The following is a 21496-nucleotide window of genomic DNA, read 5'->3' as shown; positions in this document are numbered from 1 at the left end:
GGTTATTCATGCTATGTTTAAGCTAATTTTACCAGTTGCAGCGTTTTTCGGTTGTAGCGTCTAAAGATTGCAATTGTAAACATATCATAAAGCGATATAATGTAGAATAATTTTATCTTGTAATGCCATCGCTGTTGCCACCCATAATTATAATAGCGGCATGATGCTTGCATACCGTTTTAGACGGATATGACTAAAGGGACGACCCCATAACAAATTTTTACTGAAGGACTTTTCATGTCACACCTCGATTTAACCCCCGATGATAGCGTACCAACGCAGCTACCGAGTGAGTCAATGACCGCCGAAGCTACGACGCCAAACCAACCCGCAAACCCACAGCCAGTTTCTCAAAAACCTGCTCAGCCAACTTCTCAATCAGTTTCTCAGCCAACCTCTCAGTCATCAAGCCAAGCAATTAGCCAAGCAGATTCTATGGTGGGGCTAAAAATTGCGGTGGCACAGCAGCAATTTATTGTCGGTGATGTCATCAACAATGCCAAAAAAATGGTAGAACTGGCTAAAGATGCCCGTGACAAGGGGGCTAATATCATTGTCTTTCCTGAGTTATCACTGCTGGGTTATCCGCCTGAAGATTTGTTATTACGTCCAAGTCTTGCCTCACGTGTGAAACTTGCTTTTGAATTGCTCTACACAGTCAAAGATATCGTGATGCTAGTGGGTTATCCGCACATTGACCCCAATGGCACGTTTAACTCAGTGGCTATCATTCACAATGGTCAGCAAAAAGGCTTTTATCACAAACAATGTTTGCCAAACTATGGCGTGTTTGATGAACGCCGCTATTTTAATACCGGTCACAACCAAGTGTTGTTTGACTATCAAGGGCTGACCATTGGACTACTTATCTGCGAAGATTTATGGCAAGACGCTCCCATTCGCGCACTCAAAGAAAAAGGTGCGGAAATCATCATCAGCCTCAATGCCTCACCCTTTGAGCAAAACAAGCAAGAACAACGTAAGGCTTTATTAAAAAGCCGTGCCACTGAGCACAATATCCCAATTGTGTATGCCAATAGCGTGGGCGGTCAAGATGACTTGGTGTTTGATGGCGGCTCGATGGTCGTCAACGCTCAAGGTAAAATCGTGCAAGAAGCACCAAGATTTTTGCAGCATACCCTGTATGTGGTTGCTCGTCACGATGCCCAAAGCGGTCAAGTGATATTATCAGAACAGCGCAAATCACCGCTTGCACTTAGCCAAATCGCTGAAACTTATCAAGCGCTGGTTGTCGGCTTGCGTGATTATGTCAATCATTCTGGCTTTAAAGGCGTATTGGTTGGGTTGTCAGGCGGGATAGACTCGGCGCTCACGCTATGTATCGCCGTTGATGCCTTAGGTGCGGACAAAGTTTATGCGGTTATGATGCCCTATGAGTACACCTCGCAAATCAGCCTGCAAGACGCGCAGGCGCAGGCACACCGGCTCAACGTGTCTTACACCGTGTGCCCGATTCATGCCGCCGTTGAAGGCATGCGTCATACACTAGAGCCGATGTTTAGCAACACCACCGCCGACACCACGGAAGAAAATATCCAAGCCCGTGCGCGCGGCATGATTCTGATGGCATTGTCCAACAAATTTGGTCATCTAGTCATCACCACAGGCAACAAGTCAGAGATGGCCGTGGGCTATGCGACATTGTATGGGGATATGGCAGGCGGATTTGATGTCTTAAAAGATGTGTATAAAACCCAAGTATATGCCCTCGCCAACTATCGCAACCGCCTAGAAGAAACGCCGGTGATTCCTGAGCGTGTGATTACGCGTCCGCCTTCTGCCGAGCTTCGCCCTGACCAAAAAGACCAAGACAGTCTGCCCGATTATGATACCCTCGATAAAATGCTGGAGCTGTATATCGATCGCGACTTTGGGTATGATGCGATTGTAGAAGCCGGTTATGATAAAGACGTGGTGAAAAAAGTACTCAGTATGGTAGACCGCAATGAATACAAACGTCGTCAAGCGGCGATTGGCACCAAGATTACCCACCGCGCCTTTGGGCGTGAGCGTCGCTACCCACTCGTCAACCACTGGTCGCTAGAGTTCCCAAAACTCTAATTTCCAAAGCTCTAAGGCGGGACAACATAAAAGGACTGCGATTTGGCAGTCTTTTTTTTCATCTGTTGCAAAGCATGTATCGTAAAGCTTGCACGACAGTTAGGTCATTGTCACATCCAAATGCAAGCTTTCTTTAATCTCTTCCATCACAATCAAACTGTGGGTTTCCACCGCCGCTGGCAATTGTTTTAAGATATTGCCCAGTAACTTGCGGTAAGAACTCATCTCTCTTAGCCGCGCTTTGACCAAAAAATCAAACTCACCCGAAATCAAATGACATTCCAGTATCTCTGGAATTTCTGACAGTTTTTTGCTCACTTGCTCAAAGACATCGCCCGACTTGGTAGATAGCTTTATCTCCAGAAACACCAACAAGCTTTTATTGACCAAATTTGGATTTAACCGCGCATGATAACCTAAGATGATACCCTCACGCTCCAGCCGTTTAACTCGGTCTGAGCAAGGCGTGGTTGATAGGTTAACTTTGGCGGCCAATTCGCTGATAGAAATTCGGGCTTGCTGTTGCAAGATTTCAAGGATTAAACGGTCGGTACGGTCTAAAGTACGCATAGCAAAATGAAAACCCTGTTTTTTGATGATTGACATGATAAAACCGATAATATCAGCAAAATTCTAGCATAAAAACAGCAAAATTCACTGCAAAACTTTGCTTATACTAGCAAAATTAACTGATAATTAAGCAGATATTTGGGGGTGAGTATGCGTGTATTGGTACTGGGTAGTGGCGTGATTGGGGTGACAAGTGCCTATTATTTAGCCAAGCAAGGCGTAGAAGTCACGGTGATTGACCGCCAAGCAGGTGCCGCACAAGAAACCAGTTTTGGCAATGCTGGGCAAATCTCCCCGGGCTACTCTACCCCTTGGGCAGCCCCTGGTATTCCATTGAAGGCGGTTAAATGGTTATTCCAACAACACGCCCCTTTAGCCATCAAATTAGATGGCAGTCTATGGCAGTTGCAATGGATGCTACAAATGCTCAAAAACTGCAATGCCAAGCGCTATGCCATCAACAAAGAGCGTATGGTACGAGTGGCAGAATACAGCCGCGACTGTCTGCAGCAGTTGCGTCAAGACACCGGCATTCACTACGAAAACCGCTCGCAAGGCACCTTACAAGTTTTTCGCAAACCCGCCCAACTAGATGCTGTACAGCAAGATATTAAGGTGTTGCAAGATTCAGGCGTGCCTTTTAAGCTGATTGACAACAGCAAGGCATTGGCTGAGATTGAGCCCGCGTTGGCAAATGCCACTGATAAGCTGGTTGGTGGATTGCATTTGCCGCATGATGAAACAGGCGATTGCTTTTTGTTTTGTCAAGCATTAGCGCAGCAAGCCAAAGCGCTTGGGGTGAAATTTTTATACAATCAAACCATCGAAAAGCTAGTAGTCGACGCTGGGGCGATTAAAGGGGTGATGGTAAATGGTGAGTTATTAACTGCAGACCAGTATGTATTGGCATTGGGCAGTTATTCGCGGGCGCTTTTGCAACCGCTACAGCTTAACCTGCCTGTATACCCTGTCAAAGGCTATTCGCTGACTGTGCCGATTATCAACGCTGATTTAGCGCCCCAATCAACGGTGCTTGATGAAACCTATAAAATCGCCATTACTCGCTTTGACAACCGCATTCGCGTAGGCGGTATGGCAGAATTAAGTGGTTTTGATGTAAGTCTAAACCCGCAGCGCCGTGCCACACTCGAAATGGTCACGCAGGACTTATTCGCAGGCGGTGATTTGCCAAACGCAAGTTTTTGGACAGGGCTACGTCCGATGACCCCAGATAGTACCCCTATCATTGGCGCGACTCGGTATCGCAATTTATTTTTGAACACAGGGCATGGCACATTGGGTTGGACAATGGCGTGTGGCTCTGGCAAATTAATCAGCGATTTGGTGCTCGGCAAAACGCCTGACATTCCCATTGACGGCTTATCGTTACAGCGTTATGCCTAGTATCTATTTTCTATCAGAAATAGTTGTAAAGACTATGCATAAATAACATTTATCCATTCACAAGGAAAACACCATGACCGCACAAATTCAACGATTTGATAGCAATGACTATCTAAGTGAAATTACCATTTTTAACCACGTGGTGTACCTCGCAGGACAAGTGCCAAATACCGACACTGCCGATATCCACACACAAACCAAAGAAGTGCTAGACAATATCGACGCCATGCTCGCCAAAGCCAATAGCGACAAATCACGTCTGCTAACCGCTCAGATTTTTATCAAGGATTTGGCGGATTTTGCGGTGGTGAATAGCATGTGGGGCGACTGGTTAGCCGATTGCCCAAAGCCTACCCGTGCGACAGTCAAAGCTGAGTTGGTTGATCCATTGTGGAAATTAGAAATTGTGGTAGTCGCAGCGCAAAATACCATAGACTAAACGAACCCATAACCGCTTAAAACGTTAAATAAAAAAGGTGCTTAAATCGCACCTTTTTTTATTTTGTCTAACCTCTACATTAATAGCTCACGTTTACCACTTTTTGTCATGCCACTTACCAAGCCCGCCTCTTCCATGGCATCAACGATACGTGCTGCGCGGTTATAGCCGATACTAAATTTGCGCTGGATACTTGATGCAGAGACCTTACGAGTTTCGAGCAAAAACGCCACTACATCATCATACAGTGGGTCTTCTTCGCCATTGCTAGACCCACTAGCATCGCCACCACTTGGCGCTGAGCTTAGCTCAAAGTTATCGAACATATTATCAATATAGTTAGGTGCGCCTCGCTCACGCCATGCATCACACACACGGTTGACTTCTGCATCGCTGATAAAAGCACCATGTACACGGTTAGGCTCGATTTGACCAGGTCCTAAAAACAGCATATCCCCATGCCCAAGCATATCCTCTGCGCCACCGGCATCCAAAATGGTACGCGAGTCGACTTTTGAGTTGACGCGAAGTGCGGCACGGACGGGAATATTGGCTTTAATCAAACCAGTAATCACATCCACTGAGGGGCGCTGGGTCGCCAAAATCAAATGAATCCCTGCGGCACGCGATTTTTGCGCCAAACGGGTAATCAATTCCTCCGCTTGTTTGCCCACCTGCATAATCATGTCGGCAAACTCATCCGCCACAATCACAATTTGTGGTAACGGTTTTAATTTTGGTGCTCTATCTTGGCTGACACTGTCATTGGGTCGCCAAAGCGGATCCAGTAACGGCTCACCACTTTGTTCGGCTGCCATGATTTTTTTGTTGAATTCATCAAGCTTACGCACTTTGAATAATGACATTAGCTGATAACGACGCTCCATCTCCGCTACACTCCATGCCAAAGCACTGGCTGCTTCGGTCATATCGGTGACTACGGGGGTGAGCAGATGCGGAATATCGCCATAGTTGGCAAGCTCGAGCTGTTTGGGGTCAATCAAAATCAATCGCAGCTGCGCTGGTGTGTATTTGAGCAGCATTGACAATAACAGCGAATTCACCAACACTGATTTACCCGAACCTGTGGTACCTGCGACTAGCATGTGTGGCGCTTTCGCCAAATCCGCAATAATCGGTCTACCTGCAATATCTTTGCCCATTGCCATGCTAATTAAGCCATCGGGGTCTTGATAAGCCTCTGTTTTCAGCAGTTCGATGAGTCGTACCATTTGGCGCTGCGGATTGGGCACTTCGATACCGATATAAGGTTTACCGGGAATGACTTCTACCACACGCACCGATGCCATGGATAGCGACCGAGCCAAGTCTTTAGCAATACCCGTCACCTTGCTTGCTTTAAGTCCTGGTGCCAGCGACACTTCAAAGCGTGTCACCACTGGACCCATTTGCGCATTGACCACTTCTGCTTTGATATTAAACTCTTGTAGCTTGATTTCTAACAGCGCTGATAGCTGCTGCAACTGTTCGCGGCTGTAGCTTGGCTTGCGGTCAGGGTCAGGCAAATCAAGCAGCGATAACTCAGGTAACGGGCTTAAATTAGCACGATAAGCTGCGGTTTGCATGGCACGCGATTTCTGACTAAATAGGCTATCATCATTGATATCAAGCGGCTGATTGACCTGCGTGGCTATAGGCTGTTCAATTTGGTCGAGTAGCTCAGACTCCACCGAACGGCTGTGGGTCGGTATTGAAGGGGTTATCTGATTACCATCAATCTTGGGGGCATCAATATCGGTGCCAGTAATCTGGGTGACGGCTTGCGCTGGGACTTGTCGCATACCCAATAACGATGCGACTGAGGTGGGTGGTGTTTCAATACCTTCTACTTCAATACTTTCTGCTTCAATGCTTTGTGTTTTAATGCCCTCTGTTTTAATTCCCTCGAATGATGACTCTAGCACAGGATTTTGTGACAAGTCATATCCAGCATCTACGCTATCCGCTAAATCATCCAAATCTGAAAACCCAATAGGCTCGTCCTGTGCAGCCATCTCTACACCCGTCATCGGCTCAGAAATTTGTTTATCGGCTAGCTCCCCTGTGCCTGCGGCAGACATCATAGATGCGTCATCGATAGTTGGCATAGCTGGCGATACGTCTACACTATCTACACTAGGCTGCTTTGTCTGAGTTGGCTCAGTGAGTTGCGAGTCTACCTGTATCGAATGAGGTCTGTTTAAGGTAGGCATTTTAAACGGTTTTTTAATGATTTCACTTTGCAGTTTTTCATCCAGTTTTTTGGTCAGCTTGGTGTTTGCTACATAGGTTGAGCTGACGGGTTTAAATGGATTGGTGGCATCGTTTTCTTCGAGCCATTCATAATCTTTGATTTCACTAAAACCCGTTTCATCCAAAAACGCATCGAGTGGACTACCGACAAAATCCTCATCATCCGCTAGATGACTACTGTCATAAGCCGCTTGTTCTGAGTCATGGGAGGCTAGTGGCAAAGGCAGTTGCGCAGTATCGTTTGGTTTTGCTTGGCTTGCCTCTTGAGCAGTCGCTTTGAATTCAGTATTGGTTTCTTCTTCATCTGCGGCTTCAGCGTGTAGGCGACTGCGAATGGCTTGACCTGATAAAATCTCATGCCAATGTAAATCAAAGGTAAACGTCACGGTGATGGCAATAAACACCAATAAAAACAACAAAGTCCCCCAGTAGGTTAATAAACTACTAAGCCCGTTGCCCACGATTTGCCCTATCATGCCTTGCGCCAACCAGCCAAACGACAACACGCCTGTCAGCCCTGCGGTGGCAATGATTAAAAAGATATAACCCAAAAAACGTAACAAGCCATTAGGCTCTACGTCATGGCGCCATACATTCCAAGCTTCATAACAGGCAATAACGATGAGCCACCAGCTTGCCGCGCCCAAAAACGCATACAAAATATCAGCTAGCCACGCACCACCCGTGCCTGCCAAATTACTGACTTCATTTGCCGCACTACTGATATGCGACCAACTAGGATCATTGGCAGAATAACTGATGAGGGACATGACTAACAACAATGCCACGATTAGCCAGATAATCGTAAGCACACTTTGACGAATATAATAAGACAACGCAATTTACCTTTGAATTTGAACCTGCTTTGGATAAGCCGTAAGCCAACGCTTTGCTGCGCCATGACTGACTGATAATGATGGTGAAAAAACAATGATTTTGGGAAAAACGTTGATTAAAATCACCCTTTTAATCGACTATCATATCAAATCTCAGTGGTGAGTTGCTGAGCTTTTTTTGCGAAAAATTGCTTTGTTAAATCAGCCAATTCAAGCCCTATGACAAATGCGGTTTGAGCCAACAAAGCCGGATAGTAGGGTATTTTTTGATAACAAGCTAACGCTATTTTTGAGCGTTGATTGAGCTTTGATTGCGCGATGAATCTGTTATAAAAATAACATTTACTTGCTATTTTCGATGTTAGCCCCTATCTTACTTATGAATCAAAAATTAGCCTATTTTATTATTTAGTTTATTATTCAGCGATTGTTAGGAAAGACGTATGTCAGAAATCATCCATCACCAGCTTATTATTTTGGGTTCAGGTCCAGCGGGTTATTCTGCCGCCGTGTATGCAGCGCGCGCCAATTTAAAACCGGTCATTATCACGGGTATGCAGACTGGCGGGCAGTTGACTACCACCACTGAAGTTGATAACTGGCCTGGCGATCCACAAGGCTTGACGGGACCTGACTTGATGGTACGCATGCAAGCCCATGCCGAGCGTTTTGGCACCCAATTGGTGTATGACCATATCAACCAAGTGAACCTAACTCAGCGACCCTTCACCTTAGTGGGCAATAGCGCCACTTACACGTGTGACGCACTCATTGTAGCGACAGGGGCATCAGCGCAATACTTGGGTCTCGCCTCTGAACAAAAATTTATGGGGCTTGGCGTTTCTGCCTGTGCGACCTGTGATGGGTTCTTCTATCGCGGTAAACCTGTGGTGGTGATTGGCGGTGGGAACACAGCGGTTGAAGAAGCCTTGTATCTATCAAACATCGCAAGCCACGTCACCCTAGTGCATCGACGTGATAAATTAAAATCAGAAAAAATTCTGCAAGACCAATTATTTGAAAAACAAAAAAATGGCAATGTGACCATCGAATGGAACAGCCAAGTCAAAGAAGTGGTGGGTGATGACGCAGGCGTGACGGGTGTGGTGATTGAAAACCTCCAAGACCAATCTACCAAAACCATCAACGCCCCTGGTATGTTCGTGGCGATTGGGCACAAACCCAACACCGATATTTTCCAAGATCAGCTTGAGATGAATAATGGCTATATCGTGGTCAAAAGCGGTCTAGATGGCAATGCGACAGCGACAAGTGTCGAGGGCGTGTTTGCTTGTGGGGATGTGGCAGATCATATCTATCGCCAAGCGATTACCTCGGCAGCTACGGGTTGTATGGCGGCGTTGGATGCAGAAAAATATTTAGATATCGTCAATCTAGCGAATGCCGATACCACGGTATCAGCCAACACCACTGCTGTTTAGCTAATGCCTTGAACAATGCCATTGCCAAATCACCACCCATTACAACGCCCTTTAGGTTGCCGTTATCAATTTCCCGACCCGATGGCGGCAGACCCTGACGGTGAAGGCTTGATTGCGCTAGGGGGTGATTTGGCAGCTGATACCTTAGTGTGTGCTTATCGCCAAGGCATGTTCCCGTGGTTTAATGAAGGCGAGCCCATCGCTTGGTGGTCGCCTGACCCGCGCTGTATTATTTATCCTAGCGATTTTTGCGCCAGTAAAACCCTAAAACGGCGTATCAAAAATGCAGGTTGGACGTTTTCCATTAATCTTGCCTTTGCTGAGGTCATTGCCGCCTGTGCTGATACCCGCACCTATGCCCAAGCTTCTGCATCAGCCACTTGGATCAGCCCCGCTATGATTGAAGCGTATACAGCGCTCCATGCCGAGCAAGTCGCTTACAGTGTCGAGATTTGGGATGATGATGAGCTGATTGGTGGTCTCTATGGGCTAAAGCTAGGACAAGCATTTTTTGGTGAAAGTATGTTTCATCGAGTCACAGATGCGTCTAAAGCGGCTTTTTTTGTGTTAATGCAGCTGTGTGCACATTCCCAATTTGCTTGGGTAGACTGTCAGTTACCTAACCCACATTTGATGCGTTTAGGTGCCTCCATCGTACCCAGAGCCGAATTTTTAGCTGGGCTCGCGCAACAATTAGCGCTACCTAGTATTGATTGGTCATCGATTTGCGGTCAAAAATTACCACTCAATCAACTGTTAAATGAGGATTTTATGACTTATTACCTACCTCCAACTACGCAAGCTTAGGTAAGTTCAAGGCATTTAAAAGCACCAATGACGTTAAAACCACCCCATCCTCCTACCAGTCTAGCATTGACCAGCCAATTGACGCCGCTGCATCAATGTAGTTATTTGCCCGACCGTGCAGCACGTTTAGAACTGATTGAATTAGCAAAGGATGAACGTTTAGATACGCCTATTTTTTCTCAGTTTTCACGGCTCGGGTATCGGCGTAGTGGACAACATTTATATCGCCCTGTATGCTTTCATTGTCAACGCTGTATCTCTACGCGTGTAGTAGTTAACGAGTTTGAACCCAATCGTACCCAGCGCAAACTGTGGCAAAAATCGCACGAGATGGATGTGGTAATTACGGCTTGTGATGATGCCGATGAATCGCATTTTATGCTATATGCTCGCTATATCTGCGCTCGCCATAGTGATGGCGATATGTACCCACCCAATTTACAAGGGTTTAAACAGTTTCTACAATATAGCTTTACCCAGTCATTTTTTATGGAGTTTTGGCTTCACGATGAATTAGTCATGGTGGCAGTTTGCGACCAATTAGATGACGGCATATCAGCGGTCTATACTTTCTATGATCCCGATGCAACCATAAATAGTTTGGGCACCCTTGCGATACTTACCCAAATTGACTATGTTAAACGTCTTGGATTACCTTATTTATATTTAGGTTTTTGGGTACCAGATTCGGATAAGATGGCGTATAAATCGCGTTTTTATCCCAGTGAGTTATTAATCAATCAACAGTGGCATCGCTTCGATGAGGCTGTCACAGCCGCGCAAGTTGAGCCACTGCTTCAACAGGCGATAAAAGCGCATTATCTAAACATGTGGAATACTACTTAGCGTTTAATGTAGCATTTAATTTGCGCTGCATAATTAACGCATGGGTTTTGGTCATGTCATGATTATCGTAGTAATTTTTGCGAATGGCAATCTGTTCAAACCCATATTTTTGATAAAATGCAAGGGCAGCATAATTATCTTCTCTTACCTCTAATAGCACCCGCTCGGCACCCGCTACTTTGCACATCTGCGCCATAGCCGTTAACAATTGGCTTGCAATACCTTGCTGTTGATAATCAAGACAAGTTGCGATTCTTAAAATTTCACTATCTTCAAATATGTGGCTATAAAAACAATAGCCGACCAATCGCTGATTTAGCTCGTCTGTCGCATAAATTATATGGTTAAATGGCTGCGCGAGCAGTGAATTGATTTGCGCAGCCGACCAAGCATCGTGGACAAATAGCTCGGATTCAATTTGTGCCAGCTGCGCCAATACCTGCTCCGAAGTATTATCTTGTGTACTCGTTTTATCTAAGTTATATATCGATATCACTGTCATAATTTATTTCCATAAAAAAAGAGCCACCGAAGTGACTCTTTTGTATGCTTACTAACGATTAGTCGTTAACTTTAGCAACAACACCCGCACCTACAGTACGGCCACCTTCACGGATTGCAAAGCGTAAGCCTTGGTCCATTGCGATTGGGTGGATTAGCTCTACGTTCATTTCAACGTTATCGCCAGGCATTACCATCTCTGTACCTTCTGGTAATTGGATTGCGCCAGTTACGTCAGTAGTACGGAAGTAGAATTGTGGACGGTAACCATTTAGGAATGGAGTGTGACGACCACCTTCTTCTTTTGATAGTACGTATACTTCTGCGTCAAATTTGGTGTGTGGTTTGATTGAACCTGGTTTAGCCAATACTTGACCACGTTGTACGTCTTCACGTTTGGTACCACGTAGTAGTACACCACAGTTCTCGCCTGCACGACCTTCGTCTAGCAGTTTACGGAACATTTCAACGCCAGTACAGGTGGTTTTTGCGGTTGGTTTGATACCAACGATTTCAATTTCTTCACCAACTTTGATGACGCCTGATTCTACACGACCAGTTACGACTGTACCACGGCCAGAGATTGAGAATACGTCTTCGATTGGCATCAAGAATGGTTTGTCAATCGCACGTTCTGGTTCTGGGATGTAGCTGTCTAGGGTGTCAAGTAGTTCTAGTACGGCTGGTTCACCGTATTTGCCTTCGCCGCCGTTTAGGGCTTCTAGGGCAGAACCTTTGATGATTGGGGTGTCATCACCAGGGAAGTCGTAGCTTGATAGTAGTTCACGTACTTCCATTTCTACGAGTTCTAGTAGTTCTTCGTCATCAACCATGTCACATTTGTTCATGAATACCATGATGTATGGTACACCTACTTGGCGTGATAGTAGGATGTGTTCACGTGTTTGTGGCATTGGGCCGTCAGTGGCTGATACGACTAGGATAGCGCCGTCCATCTGTGCAGCACCAGTGATCATGTTTTTAACATAGTCAGCATGGCCAGGACAGTCTACGTGTGCGTAGTGACGTGCTTGGGTGTCATATTCAATGTGTGAGGTGTTGATGGTGATACCACGGGCTTTTTCTTCAGGGGCTGAGTCAATTGACGCGTAGTCTTTAGCTTCACCACCGTTGTGTTTTGCTGCTACGGTCGCAATCGCCGCAGTTAGGGTTGTTTTACCATGGTCAACGTGTCCAATGGTGCCTACGTTAACGTGTGGTTTAGTACGTTCAAACTTGGCCTTTGCCATAATTTAATCCTCTGATCATTGTTAAACTGTTAGCAATACCCTAGCTCAAAGCTATAAACCAACTGGTGTATCTGTATTGCCAGTGCTGGTGTTGCCAATTTGAGTGTTGCTAGGTCACTAAAATAGCAAATTTAACATAAATTTCAAGTTTTTTCCATAGCCTTCATCTTTATGGTCAAACTTTTTTGTTATTGCTAAAACAAAAGGCAACACATCTGTGCTGCCTCAACTATTTTTTGGTTTATCTCAATGTATTTTCTATAAAACTGGAGCTCATACCGAGAGTTGAACTCGGGACCTCTCCCTTACCAAGGGAGTGCTCTACCTCTGAGCTATATGAGCAAAACTTTGGTTTAGAATAATGGAGCGGGTGGCGGGAATCGAACCCGCACCATCAGCTTGGAAGGCTGAGGTTCTACCACTAAACTACACCCGCAATGCGACCCGCCCAAGCATACTGGACTTACTGTTAACGTGATTAGGGAATATTCAGATAACAATAGCAGGCAAATGGTGGTGGGGGAAGGATTCGAACCTTCGAAGCTCTCGCAACGGATTTACAGTCCGTCCCCTTTGACCGCTCGGGAACCCCACCATAGTTGTCTTTCAAGGTACGCTTAACACGATGTGTTAAAGGATGGTGCCGGCTGCCGGAGTCGAACTGGCGACCTACTGATTACAAGTCAGTTGCTCTACCAACTGAGCTAAGCCGGCGTATCGCTTGAAAGTGGTGAGCATTTTAGCAAATATTTTTAATCTTGCAAGCGTTTTTTTATTTTTTTTTCATTTTTTTTGCTAAAACGTAAATTTACTGATTCAAATCCGCATTTTAAGCGCCTTGCGCCGCTTATTTGCTACCCAAACCCTAATACATTAACAACACTGATGCAATAATCAGCGCAATAATTACCACGATTATTATTGCGACTGTGGCGTTTTTCTTTGCCGCAGGTTTTGTTGGCTCACTTTTCATTGGCGTAGGCTTCATTGCATCAGTGTCTACTGTGCTAACTGGCGATGGTTGCGCTGGCTGAACGGATGGGACAACGGGCTGCAATGGTACTGCCTCAGTGACGACAGGCGGCTGAGACGGTGTATTAAGTATTGGCGATGGTGAGTTATCAACGCTTGCTACATCGACTGTTGTTGTCGGTGTAGAGGGTACGGATTGTTCGACGTGAGTGTTGCTCAGCTGCTCGCTGGGTAAAAAATCTTGCGTGGTAACGACATCTATCACAGGCGCGGCGTTGGCTGCAGCGTTCAGTGATGATGGCTCAACCGATGCAGTCGATTCAGTTTGGGTATGAATGTCAATGGTGGGTGTGAAGTTCTCAATATCTTGTAAACTATCGAGAAAACTAGCACCATTCAGTGCGTCAACTGGGGCATTTACCACCAAAAATACCAAGTCAGCAAAGGCAAGTTCATCGGTAGCTTGCAAAGCATGCGCGTCTGTACTGATGCGCTCACCATTGATAAAGGTACCATTGCTTGAGCCCAAGTCTTGCACATACAACTGCTCACCAATACGGTTAATCTTGGCGTGTTGGCGAGAGATTTGTGAGGTTGCTAACACCAAATCATTGCTATCGCTACGCCCGATGCTTAAGCTTTTATCAATATCTATGGTTAAATCCGCCAACGCTGGTGACAGTCCAATGAGTTGCCATGAAGTGCCTTGCGAGTTGTCGGTGAGGTTCATCGTATTTACTGCATTAGTTTGATGATTATCCATGCAAGTCTCCTACTCCTAAGGGGTATTTAATAGTATCATTATGCTTGGCATTATGGGACATTTTTAGGGATTTGTCACGGTGATGGTCTGCACCGCAGGCGGGGTCGCAATCACCACAGGCGTTTGAGCCATCTTTGCGCCCTGCCCTGTCTGCGCTTTAGATTGGGTAACGGTAGATTGGGTAACGGTAGATTGGGTGACGGTGTTGCTCGCTGGGCGACTCACGGTTGTGGTCGATGAACTACCTGTGCGAGACACGTTTGATGACACGGGCGTGACGATATCGACACCATTGGCATACACTCTTGGCGTGTTTGATAAACTTTGCGCGGCTGGGGTAACCAAGTCGTCTGTTGGCAATTTGATGCCATTTTGCACCGTATTGGTATTGGGGAACATGGCATTGATATTAAGTGGGATTTGTTTGAGCGTACCGTTTTTATCAATTACCAGTTGCATGGTACGAATACCGTCTAAGCTTTTTTCGGTCACGCTTGCCACCGCGCTACCATTACGCAAAATGGTCGGCTGTAAAAATACAATCAGATTGGTTTTGTCCGAGTTTTTGCTTTTTGAGCGAAATAAATTACCAAGAATCGGCGCATCACCCAATCCTGGGACTTTTTGCTGACCATAGGTGCTGTTATCACGCATCAAACCACCCAATGCCACGGTTTGTTGATTATCCGCTAAAATGGTGGTTTTGATTAAATTCTTGTTGGTGACGACACCGCTCACGTTATTGAGGGTGCCATCGACAATGGAGGACACTTCCTGCGAAATCTCAAGTCGCACTGAGCCATTATCGCCAATATGCGGAATGACATTAAGATTGATACCGACATCTTGACGGCTCACGGTTTGAAACGGCGTGGTTGATGAGTTACTTGCCGTGGTATAAGAGCCGGTCACAAATGGCACGTTCTGCCCTACCAAAATATTGGCTTTTTCGTTATCCAACGTCAAAATAGAGGGCATGGATAACAGATTGGCATTGTTGGTTTTATTGATGGCTTGCAAAATCGCACCATAAAACTCACGATTACCGTTACTATCGGTTTTACTCGTACCAATCCCCAACAGCGCGCCTGCCACGGAGGCTGCTGCCGTACCTGGGGTTTTCCTTAATATCTCAGATGCCAGTCCTACTGCGGATGCACCGATGTTATTGAAGTTAATTACCCCTACGCCGCTATTGGCATTGCCCATTGCCCATTGTACGCCAAGTTGCTGGGTATCATTGCCGGAGATTTCCATAATCGCTGCTTGAATCAACACTTGGTCACGGCGGGTATCTAGCTCATTAATAGCGTTTTCGATTTCTACCATTAACTCTGGGTTGGCATTGACGATGACGGAATTTTGGGTTTGGTCAGCGATAATACTAAAAGGTCTACCTTGATAGCCGCTGTTTTGCGTAGTCGTTGTGTTGCTAGTGGAGGACGTATTAAGCGGTGAGCCTGTGGGTGAGGCTGCGGTATTGGTGGTGGCTGCGCTGTTATTACTGGTATCGCTACTAGATTGAAACATTGAGCTTGCTTGCAAGGTGGTTTGGTCACCTGAGCTATTGATGGATTGATAGGCAAGCAGTCCGCGTAGCATTTCTGCAATATGGGTGGCACTGGCATATTTTAGACGAAACACGCGAAGCCCACTGAGACGTTGCGTCGGCACAGTGTCTAACTGCTCTACCATTCGCTGTACTTTGGCTGTCATCTCGGCACTACCTTTGACGAGCAGCCTATCAGAAATCGGGTCGGCAATGATATTGATCAGGCTGCCACCGGTTGATGCCACAGCAGGTTGCCCTGATTGACCCGCAGCAGCTGGCGCTGTACCACCGCCCGTACCTGTCAGTGAGCTTAATAAATCCATCATGCGCTTGGCATCGACATGACGCAGCGGAATAATGGTCAGCTTGTCATTCATATTGCTGTCAAGATCGCTAATCAATTTTGCGTATTGATTGAGGCTGTCGGCGCGGTCAGATAGGATAATCGCATTGACATTTGGCACCACAGCGGCATTGGCATACGGCGGCATCATCGGACGGATGACGTTTAAGATATCATTGGCATTGGTGTTGGTGAGATAATAGATGCGGGTCGCCATTTGGCTACCTGCGGTATTACCCCGCAAGTCCACATCCACCCCTGCTTGCTTGGCAACGGTATCAGGGACCAGCTCTGTGGTCAGCCCGCGATCAATCGCTACAATGCCATTGACTTTCATCACGGCTAAAAACAAGTCATACACTTCTTGACGGGATAAGGGTTTGTTTGAAATCACCGTCACATTGCCATTAATGCGTGGGTCTAGCACAAAGTTCTTTTGCGTGATGGTGGCAATTTGGTCGATAAACGCCTTGATATCAGCGTCTTGCAAATGCACTTTATAGCCAGTGGCTGCATGGGCAGCTGACAGACCACTGCTAAGCAAACTGATACTCATAGCCAGTGTCGTGCTCAAAAATAGTGGCTTTAGCATGGTTGGGTATTTCATAATTTACCTTATCAATTTTTAACGCATATCACCGACTTGTGTCTCACGTAGCGATGACGTCTGTAACTTTTTACTATCTTTTATCAAAATGACTGGCGTACTGTCACGACTTGGTCGCCGCGCTGAACTTGGATTTGCGCTTGTCCTGCTTGTTGTACTTGACGTAGTAGCTGGGCATCTTGTGTTGGGTTTTGACCCACGTTTTGTCCATTGACGGAGAGGACTTTATCCCCTGTTTGTAGCCCCAATCGGTTTTTTAGTCCTGCGGACATGGCGTCGGTCACCAAATAGCCCTGCCCTGTCGCTGCCACACCCATTTGGCTTAGATACCCTGATGCATTTTGCTGAAGCCCTTGAATCGCCCCACCAATGGCTGACGATGCACCGCTTGGCGAGGTATTGGCACCATTTGACGTCGCCATACTGGGCGCAGAATCCTCTCGATCATGGGGGTCGCCTGTAGCCACTGGCGCGCCGCCAATCGCTTGTGGCGCAGCGCCGCCTAAGCTCGGTGTGGGAGTTTGTCCCATATTTGAGCCACTACCAACGCCTGCAGCACCGTTGGCTTGCGCTTTGGCTCTGATAGCATCGCTTTGGTCAAGAAAAAACGGTTGCCCAAATGGCACCTTACTGGTTTGACCACTGGCATCTGCCACTATTACAAAATCGGCTGCGACTTTGACCAATTTATAACCACTGCCATCAATCATGTCGTTGATACGATAGCTTAAGGTTTTACCATTGGCGGTCAAAATTGCATACGATTGACTCTCCGGGGTGGCAATGGTCACGCCCACCACTTTAATATCTGGGGGTGTCGCTGCCGGTGCTTGCGGGGCAGTTGGCTGAGCAAAAAAATCCAACGCATTGCTATTGGCAGATTGTGCGACCAAGTTCGGCTGTAAGGGCACTGGGGTGAGTGCGGGTGCTTTGGGCGGTGCAACCACCAGCCAAATTGCTTGGCTTAATTGCCACACCAACCAAAAAATAGCTGCCAGTAGCAACCAAGGATACAGTTTTTCCACCACCGCCATCGGCACAAATTTACCAGTCGTTGTTTTACGGCTCAACGAGGGGCGCTGGGTGGCTTTTATCATATCTGCTATCATCGCTACGTCTCTAATTACCCATACTGGTCAAAGGTTGGCGAATGGACACCACCACACTGTCATCAGCCCCTTTGCCTTGGTACGCTGGCATATTTTTGAGCAGCCGCTGGGTCAATGACACATCTATCATATTATCTTGGTCAAGATAAAAATCTCCTAGACGCTCGGCTTGCGGTGTAGTAAGGGCTAGATGCAAGCTTTTAGCTTGCGCTGCCTTGTTGCTACTATTAATACCATTGGCGTTGGCTACTGGCTGGACACTGGCTTTATCCGCGCTTAAGTTGCCTTGCATGGTCGGGAGTTTGATGAGGTAGGTTTTGCCGCCTGTGGGATACCCCAAATCACCGCCTGCCCAGTTCATGTTGCCTTTGGCGGTTTGATAGCCTTGCTTATTTTTTTCAATCGACATTTCTTTGATGGTAATCGGTGTGTCGGGTAATTGCCAACTGACCAACTGCGCCAATGTGTCATGGCTGATTTTGCCGTTGAAATCATTGGCTTGCCAGCTGGTTTTATTGAATTTGACCACCCCTTGCAAGTCGGTTTTGCCAGAGCGGATATCGACCGCTAGACCCAGTTTGCCCATCAATAAATGCCACGGCTGCCAGCGCCAATCGACACTGCCCGCTAGCGGCGTATTGGGGCGCGCATTGATTTGCCAATTGGCTTGACCTTGCCAAAGATTGCCTGATATTTGCTGCAAGTAAGGGTTGTTTGGGGCAAATTTTTGCAGCAACCACGCTGCAGGTAGCTGAATCAACAAGCTTAAGCAAAGCAAAACTAGACCTACCAGCCACCATAGTTTTGTCGGACGTAATGAATTAACACTTGCCAAACTTGAATACCTTTTACAATGATTTTGACATCAATATTTTTGACATCAATAAAGTGACGCAATCCACAAGCAGATTAATCAACAATCAAATAATTCATGCAGGATAAAAATTGCCATTAGCGCAAAATTTTGAACCCACTCTGCGCCAACACTCGAATATTTTTCTAACTAAAATGAAACGCTTTATCATAACTGATTTTTATTGCGTTGTAATGTCAATCCATAAAAAATCAAAATTTTGTCAGGCTTGTTTTGGGCGGACTGTTTATTGCGGCTACCTGCCGCACTTACTACAATTTGCAACCGACTTTATCACCATGAGTTTGCTACAATCACCTCACTAAGCTGGTTAAAACTATAATGCAAAACACAAGGAAAATAGCATGCAATTTGATACATTGCCACAACTGGGCGATAGCGTCTCCAAAATTTGCTTAGGCACCATGACCTGGGGACAGCAAAACAGCGAGCAGGATGCCCATGAACAAATGGATTATGCCCTTGCCCAAGGTGTGAACTTTTGGGATACCGCTGAGATGTATCCGTCACCCCCTGATAAAGACAAACAGGGTGATACCGAGCGCTTTATGGGTAGCTGGTTTGCCAAGACAGGCAAACGAAACGATGTCGTATTGGCGAGTAAAATCTCTCGCAATGACTTTTTGCGCGATGGCAATACCAAGTTTGATAAAAAAACCATTCGTGCGGCATTAGATAGCAATCTACAGCGTTTGCAAACCGACCATATCGATATTTATCAGCTACACTGGCCAGAGCGTCAGACCAACTTTTTTGGTCAACGCGGCTATACAGAAAGTATGGCGCAGCAAGACACCAAAGAATTGACGCCATTTTTGGAAACCATCGAAGCCCTCAATGATGAAATCACCAAAGGTCGCATTCGTGCTTATGGGCTATCCAATGATACCCCTTGGGGCGTCATGCGCTACTTAGCAGAAGCCGATAAACATGGTCTTGCTAGACCTATCACCATACAAAATCCATATAGTCTACTCAATCGCTTGTATGAAGTGGGACTGGCAGAAATCAGTCACCGCGAGCAAATTGGGCTACTTGCCTATTCACCGCTAGCCTTTGGGGTGTTATCAGGCAAATATTTGGGAGGTAACAAGCCTGTCAATAGTCGCTTGAGCCTTTATAGCCATTTTACCCGTTATTTAAATGAGCAAGCGCAACAAGCCACCCAAGCCTATGCCGAGGTCGCCAAAAAACATCATCTAGATATGGCACAAATGGCACTGGCGTTTGTCAATAGCCGCTCGTTTGTGACTGCCAACATCATTGGGGCAACCACCATTGAGCAACTAGCCAGCAATATCGCGTCCGTAGACTTGATATTGTCCCAAGAGGTATTGGCTGATATAGAAGCCGTGCAGACCTTACACCCGAACCCTGCACCTTAAACCCTGTAACTTAAATCCTATACCTCACACCCTGCACCTTACTAGCAAACTACTATCAGAAAAAACGGCTTGACTTCCTCCCCTCCCTATCGTTCGGGGATTCCCGATATCGCTACCGAGAATTTCCTAATTCAACGAGATTTGCTTATGCAGACTAACTACACAAGACTGACATTCTCTCCAAAGGCTAACCCCGCAAGTCCTGCGGTTAAAATGTTTTTGGCGGCATTGACGTCACGGTCATGGGTAGTTTTGCATTCTGGGCAATCCCAATAGCGTGTATCAAGCGTCAAAAAATTTAAGATATATCCACAATTAGAACAGCGTTTAGAGCTTGGGAAAAATTGGTCTATCTTAGAGATAGTCCGACCCGCCCAGTCTGCTTTGTATTCCAACTGGTTAACAAAGTTACCCCAACTGGCATCGGCGATATGCTTGGCAAGTTTAGGATTTTTAATCATGTTTTTTACACGTAGCGATTCAACACAAATAACTTGGTTTTCGTTTATTAATTTGCGGGACAACTTGTGTAAGTTATCCAATCGACAATCGGAGATTTTAGCGTGAATACGAGCCACCTTAAGCTTAGCCTTAGCACGATTAGCCGAGCCGAGTTTTTTACGACTCAAGGCGCGTTGTGCTTTGGCAAGTTTAGTGACGTATTTAGCTGTCAGACGGGGATTGTCGATTTTGATACCGCTATCGGTAACAAACAGGTGCTTAATGCCAACGTCAATACCGATATTGCTATCAGACTTTGGCAAGATTTGATTTTCAAATTCACACAGGCACGACACGAAGTAACGCCCAGCGCAATCTTTGGAAATGGTAATAGTGCTTGGTTCGCTTGGCAGTTGTCTCGACCAACGCACATTAAGCGGTTCTTTGCTTTTTGCTATATAGATTTTACCGTCAGTGAATTTAAAGGCACTTTTGGTAAATTCTGCCGATTGTTTATGAGTTTTCTTTTTGAATGTTGGATATTTGGTACGACCCTCAAAGAAGTTCTTAAAAGCCGTTTGTTGATGTCTGATGCCCTGCTGCAAAGCAACACTAGAAACATCATTCAAAAAAGAAAATTCAGGCTGTTTTTTAAGCTCAGTCAATTTTGCATTGGCTTGAATGTAGCCTATTTTTGCCTTGCTTTGGTAATACTCATCAGTACGCCAGCGCAATATCGTGTTATAGACAAACCGCACACAGCCGAATGTTTGAGCAAGCAGTTTAGTTTGTTCGTCAGTCGGGTAGAAGCGGAATTTATAAGCACAATGTTTCATATCTTACATTTTATCATTGAAAATGTAAGAATACAACACTAAACAACTTCTGTGTGTAAGCATACCTACGGAGTTGCCTTATATCCACCGCCTGAAGTCGGTGGTTTTACGGCAACAGAGGATAAAAAATCCTTGCGACAGTGTGACTGTGCAAGGATTTTTTTTAAACCTAGTAAAAATTAAA

Annotated in this window: 16 protein-coding genes and 4 tRNA genes; 7 read left to right on the top strand and 13 right to left on the bottom strand. The window is 46.0% G+C overall.

What is annotated here, in order from left to right:
- Positions 1-435: 435 nt before the first annotated feature.
- Complete coding sequence (locus tag RTL34_RS04340; protein ID WP_175405743.1) at positions 436-2082, top strand: NAD+ synthase; 1647 nt, start codon at positions 436-438, stop codon at positions 2080-2082.
- Positions 2083-2181: 99 nt separating this feature from the next.
- On the opposite strand, the gene RTL34_RS04335 is transcribed toward RTL34_RS04340, so the two are convergent.
- The gene (locus RTL34_RS04335; protein ID WP_312114874.1) at positions 2182-2652 is read right to left on the bottom strand and encodes a winged helix-turn-helix transcriptional regulator; all 471 of its coding nucleotides are present in this window, start codon (positions 2650-2652) and stop codon (positions 2182-2184) included.
- 150 nt (positions 2653-2802) lie between these two features.
- Here RTL34_RS04335 and RTL34_RS04330 point away from each other — a divergent pair, with 150 nt between their 5' ends.
- Positions 2803-4056 carry a D-amino acid dehydrogenase gene (locus tag RTL34_RS04330; RefSeq protein ID WP_312114839.1) on the top strand — a complete coding sequence of 418 codons (1254 nt, stop codon included), beginning with the start codon at positions 2803-2805 and terminating at the stop codon, positions 4054-4056.
- A 73-nt stretch (positions 4057-4129) separates the two neighbouring features.
- Complete coding sequence (locus RTL34_RS04325) at positions 4130-4495, top strand: RidA family protein (RefSeq protein WP_219330829.1); 366 nt, start codon at positions 4130-4132, stop codon at positions 4493-4495.
- A gap of 74 nt (positions 4496-4569) precedes the next feature.
- Here the strand turns inward: RTL34_RS04325 and RTL34_RS04320 are convergent, their stop codons facing one another.
- The gene (locus tag RTL34_RS04320; RefSeq protein ID WP_312114836.1) at positions 4570-7584 is read right to left on the bottom strand and encodes a DNA translocase FtsK; all 3015 of its coding nucleotides are present in this window, start codon (positions 7582-7584) and stop codon (positions 4570-4572) included.
- A gap of 443 nt (positions 7585-8027) precedes the next feature.
- Between RTL34_RS04320 and trxB the strand changes: the two genes are divergently transcribed.
- From trxB to RTL34_RS04305, 3 genes are read left to right on the top strand one after another with little or no spacing between them, the layout of a single operon-like run.
- Positions 8028-9026, top strand: coding sequence for a thioredoxin-disulfide reductase (trxB, locus tag RTL34_RS04315; protein WP_095356915.1), 999 nt, complete (start codon positions 8028-8030; stop codon positions 9024-9026).
- Positions 9027-9041: 15 nt separating this feature from the next.
- A complete protein-coding gene (aat, locus tag RTL34_RS04310) occupies positions 9042-9833 on the top strand; it encodes a leucyl/phenylalanyl-tRNA--protein transferase (RefSeq protein WP_312114834.1) in 792 nt (263 codons plus the stop codon).
- Between the two features lie 27 nt (positions 9834-9860).
- Positions 9861-10679 (top strand): arginyltransferase, encoded by an 819-nt coding sequence (locus tag RTL34_RS04305; RefSeq protein WP_312114832.1) that lies wholly within the window; start codon positions 9861-9863, stop codon positions 10677-10679.
- On the opposite strand, the gene rimI is transcribed toward RTL34_RS04305, so the two are convergent.
- The 10 genes from rimI to gspN form a co-directional block, all read right to left on the bottom strand.
- A complete protein-coding gene (gene rimI, locus RTL34_RS04300; RefSeq protein ID WP_312114830.1) occupies positions 10672-11181 on the bottom strand; it encodes a ribosomal protein S18-alanine N-acetyltransferase in 510 nt (169 codons plus the stop codon). The genes RTL34_RS04305 and rimI overlap by 8 nt on opposite strands.
- 58 nt (positions 11182-11239) lie before the next feature.
- Complete coding sequence (gene tuf, locus RTL34_RS04295; protein WP_007117403.1) at positions 11240-12430, bottom strand: elongation factor Tu; 1191 nt, start codon at positions 12428-12430, stop codon at positions 11240-11242.
- A gap of 267 nt (positions 12431-12697) precedes the next feature.
- Positions 12698-12772, bottom strand: a tRNA-Thr gene (locus tag RTL34_RS04290).
- A 20-nt stretch (positions 12773-12792) separates the two neighbouring features.
- Positions 12793-12866 (bottom strand) — tRNA-Gly (locus RTL34_RS04285).
- A 75-nt stretch (positions 12867-12941) separates the two neighbouring features.
- Positions 12942-13025 (bottom strand) — tRNA-Tyr (locus RTL34_RS04280).
- 43 nt (positions 13026-13068) lie between these two features.
- Positions 13069-13144, bottom strand: a tRNA-Thr gene (locus RTL34_RS04275).
- Positions 13145-13295: 151 nt separating this feature from the next.
- Entirely contained in the window at positions 13296-14165 is an 870-nt protein-coding gene (locus tag RTL34_RS04270; RefSeq protein WP_312114825.1) for an FHA domain-containing protein, read from the bottom strand.
- 63 nt (positions 14166-14228) lie between these two features.
- Positions 14229-16667, bottom strand: a complete 2439-nt coding sequence (gene gspD, locus RTL34_RS04265; RefSeq protein ID WP_312114823.1) for a type II secretion system secretin GspD — start codon at positions 16665-16667, stop codon at positions 14229-14231.
- Positions 16668-16750: 83 nt separating this feature from the next.
- Positions 16751-17764, bottom strand: coding sequence for a type II secretion system protein N (locus RTL34_RS04260; RefSeq protein WP_312114821.1), 1014 nt, complete (start codon positions 17762-17764; stop codon positions 16751-16753).
- 22 nt (positions 17765-17786) lie between these two features.
- Positions 17787-18611, bottom strand: a complete 825-nt coding sequence (gspN, locus tag RTL34_RS04255) for a type II secretion system protein N (RefSeq protein WP_312114819.1) — start codon at positions 18609-18611, stop codon at positions 17787-17789.
- Positions 18612-18994: 383 nt separating this feature from the next.
- Here gspN and RTL34_RS04250 point away from each other — a divergent pair, with 383 nt between their 5' ends.
- Positions 18995-20035 (top strand): NADP(H)-dependent aldo-keto reductase, encoded by a 1041-nt coding sequence (locus tag RTL34_RS04250; RefSeq protein WP_312114818.1) that lies wholly within the window; start codon positions 18995-18997, stop codon positions 20033-20035.
- A gap of 158 nt (positions 20036-20193) precedes the next feature.
- Here RTL34_RS04250 and RTL34_RS04245 read toward each other — a convergent pair whose 3' ends face one another.
- On the bottom strand, positions 20194-21312 hold the full coding sequence (locus RTL34_RS04245) for an RNA-guided endonuclease InsQ/TnpB family protein (RefSeq protein ID WP_312114816.1): 1119 nt from the start codon (positions 21310-21312) through the stop codon (positions 20194-20196).
- Between the last annotated feature and the right edge of the window lie 184 nt (positions 21313-21496).

It is taken from the genome of Moraxella sp. CTOTU47915, from assembly GCF_031986685.1.
In the GTDB taxonomy this organism is placed as follows: Bacteria; Pseudomonadota; Gammaproteobacteria; order Pseudomonadales; family Moraxellaceae; genus Faucicola; species Faucicola tetraodonis.
Note: the sequence above shows the minus strand (reverse complement) of the source record. Positions and strands in the feature narration are given on the sequence as shown.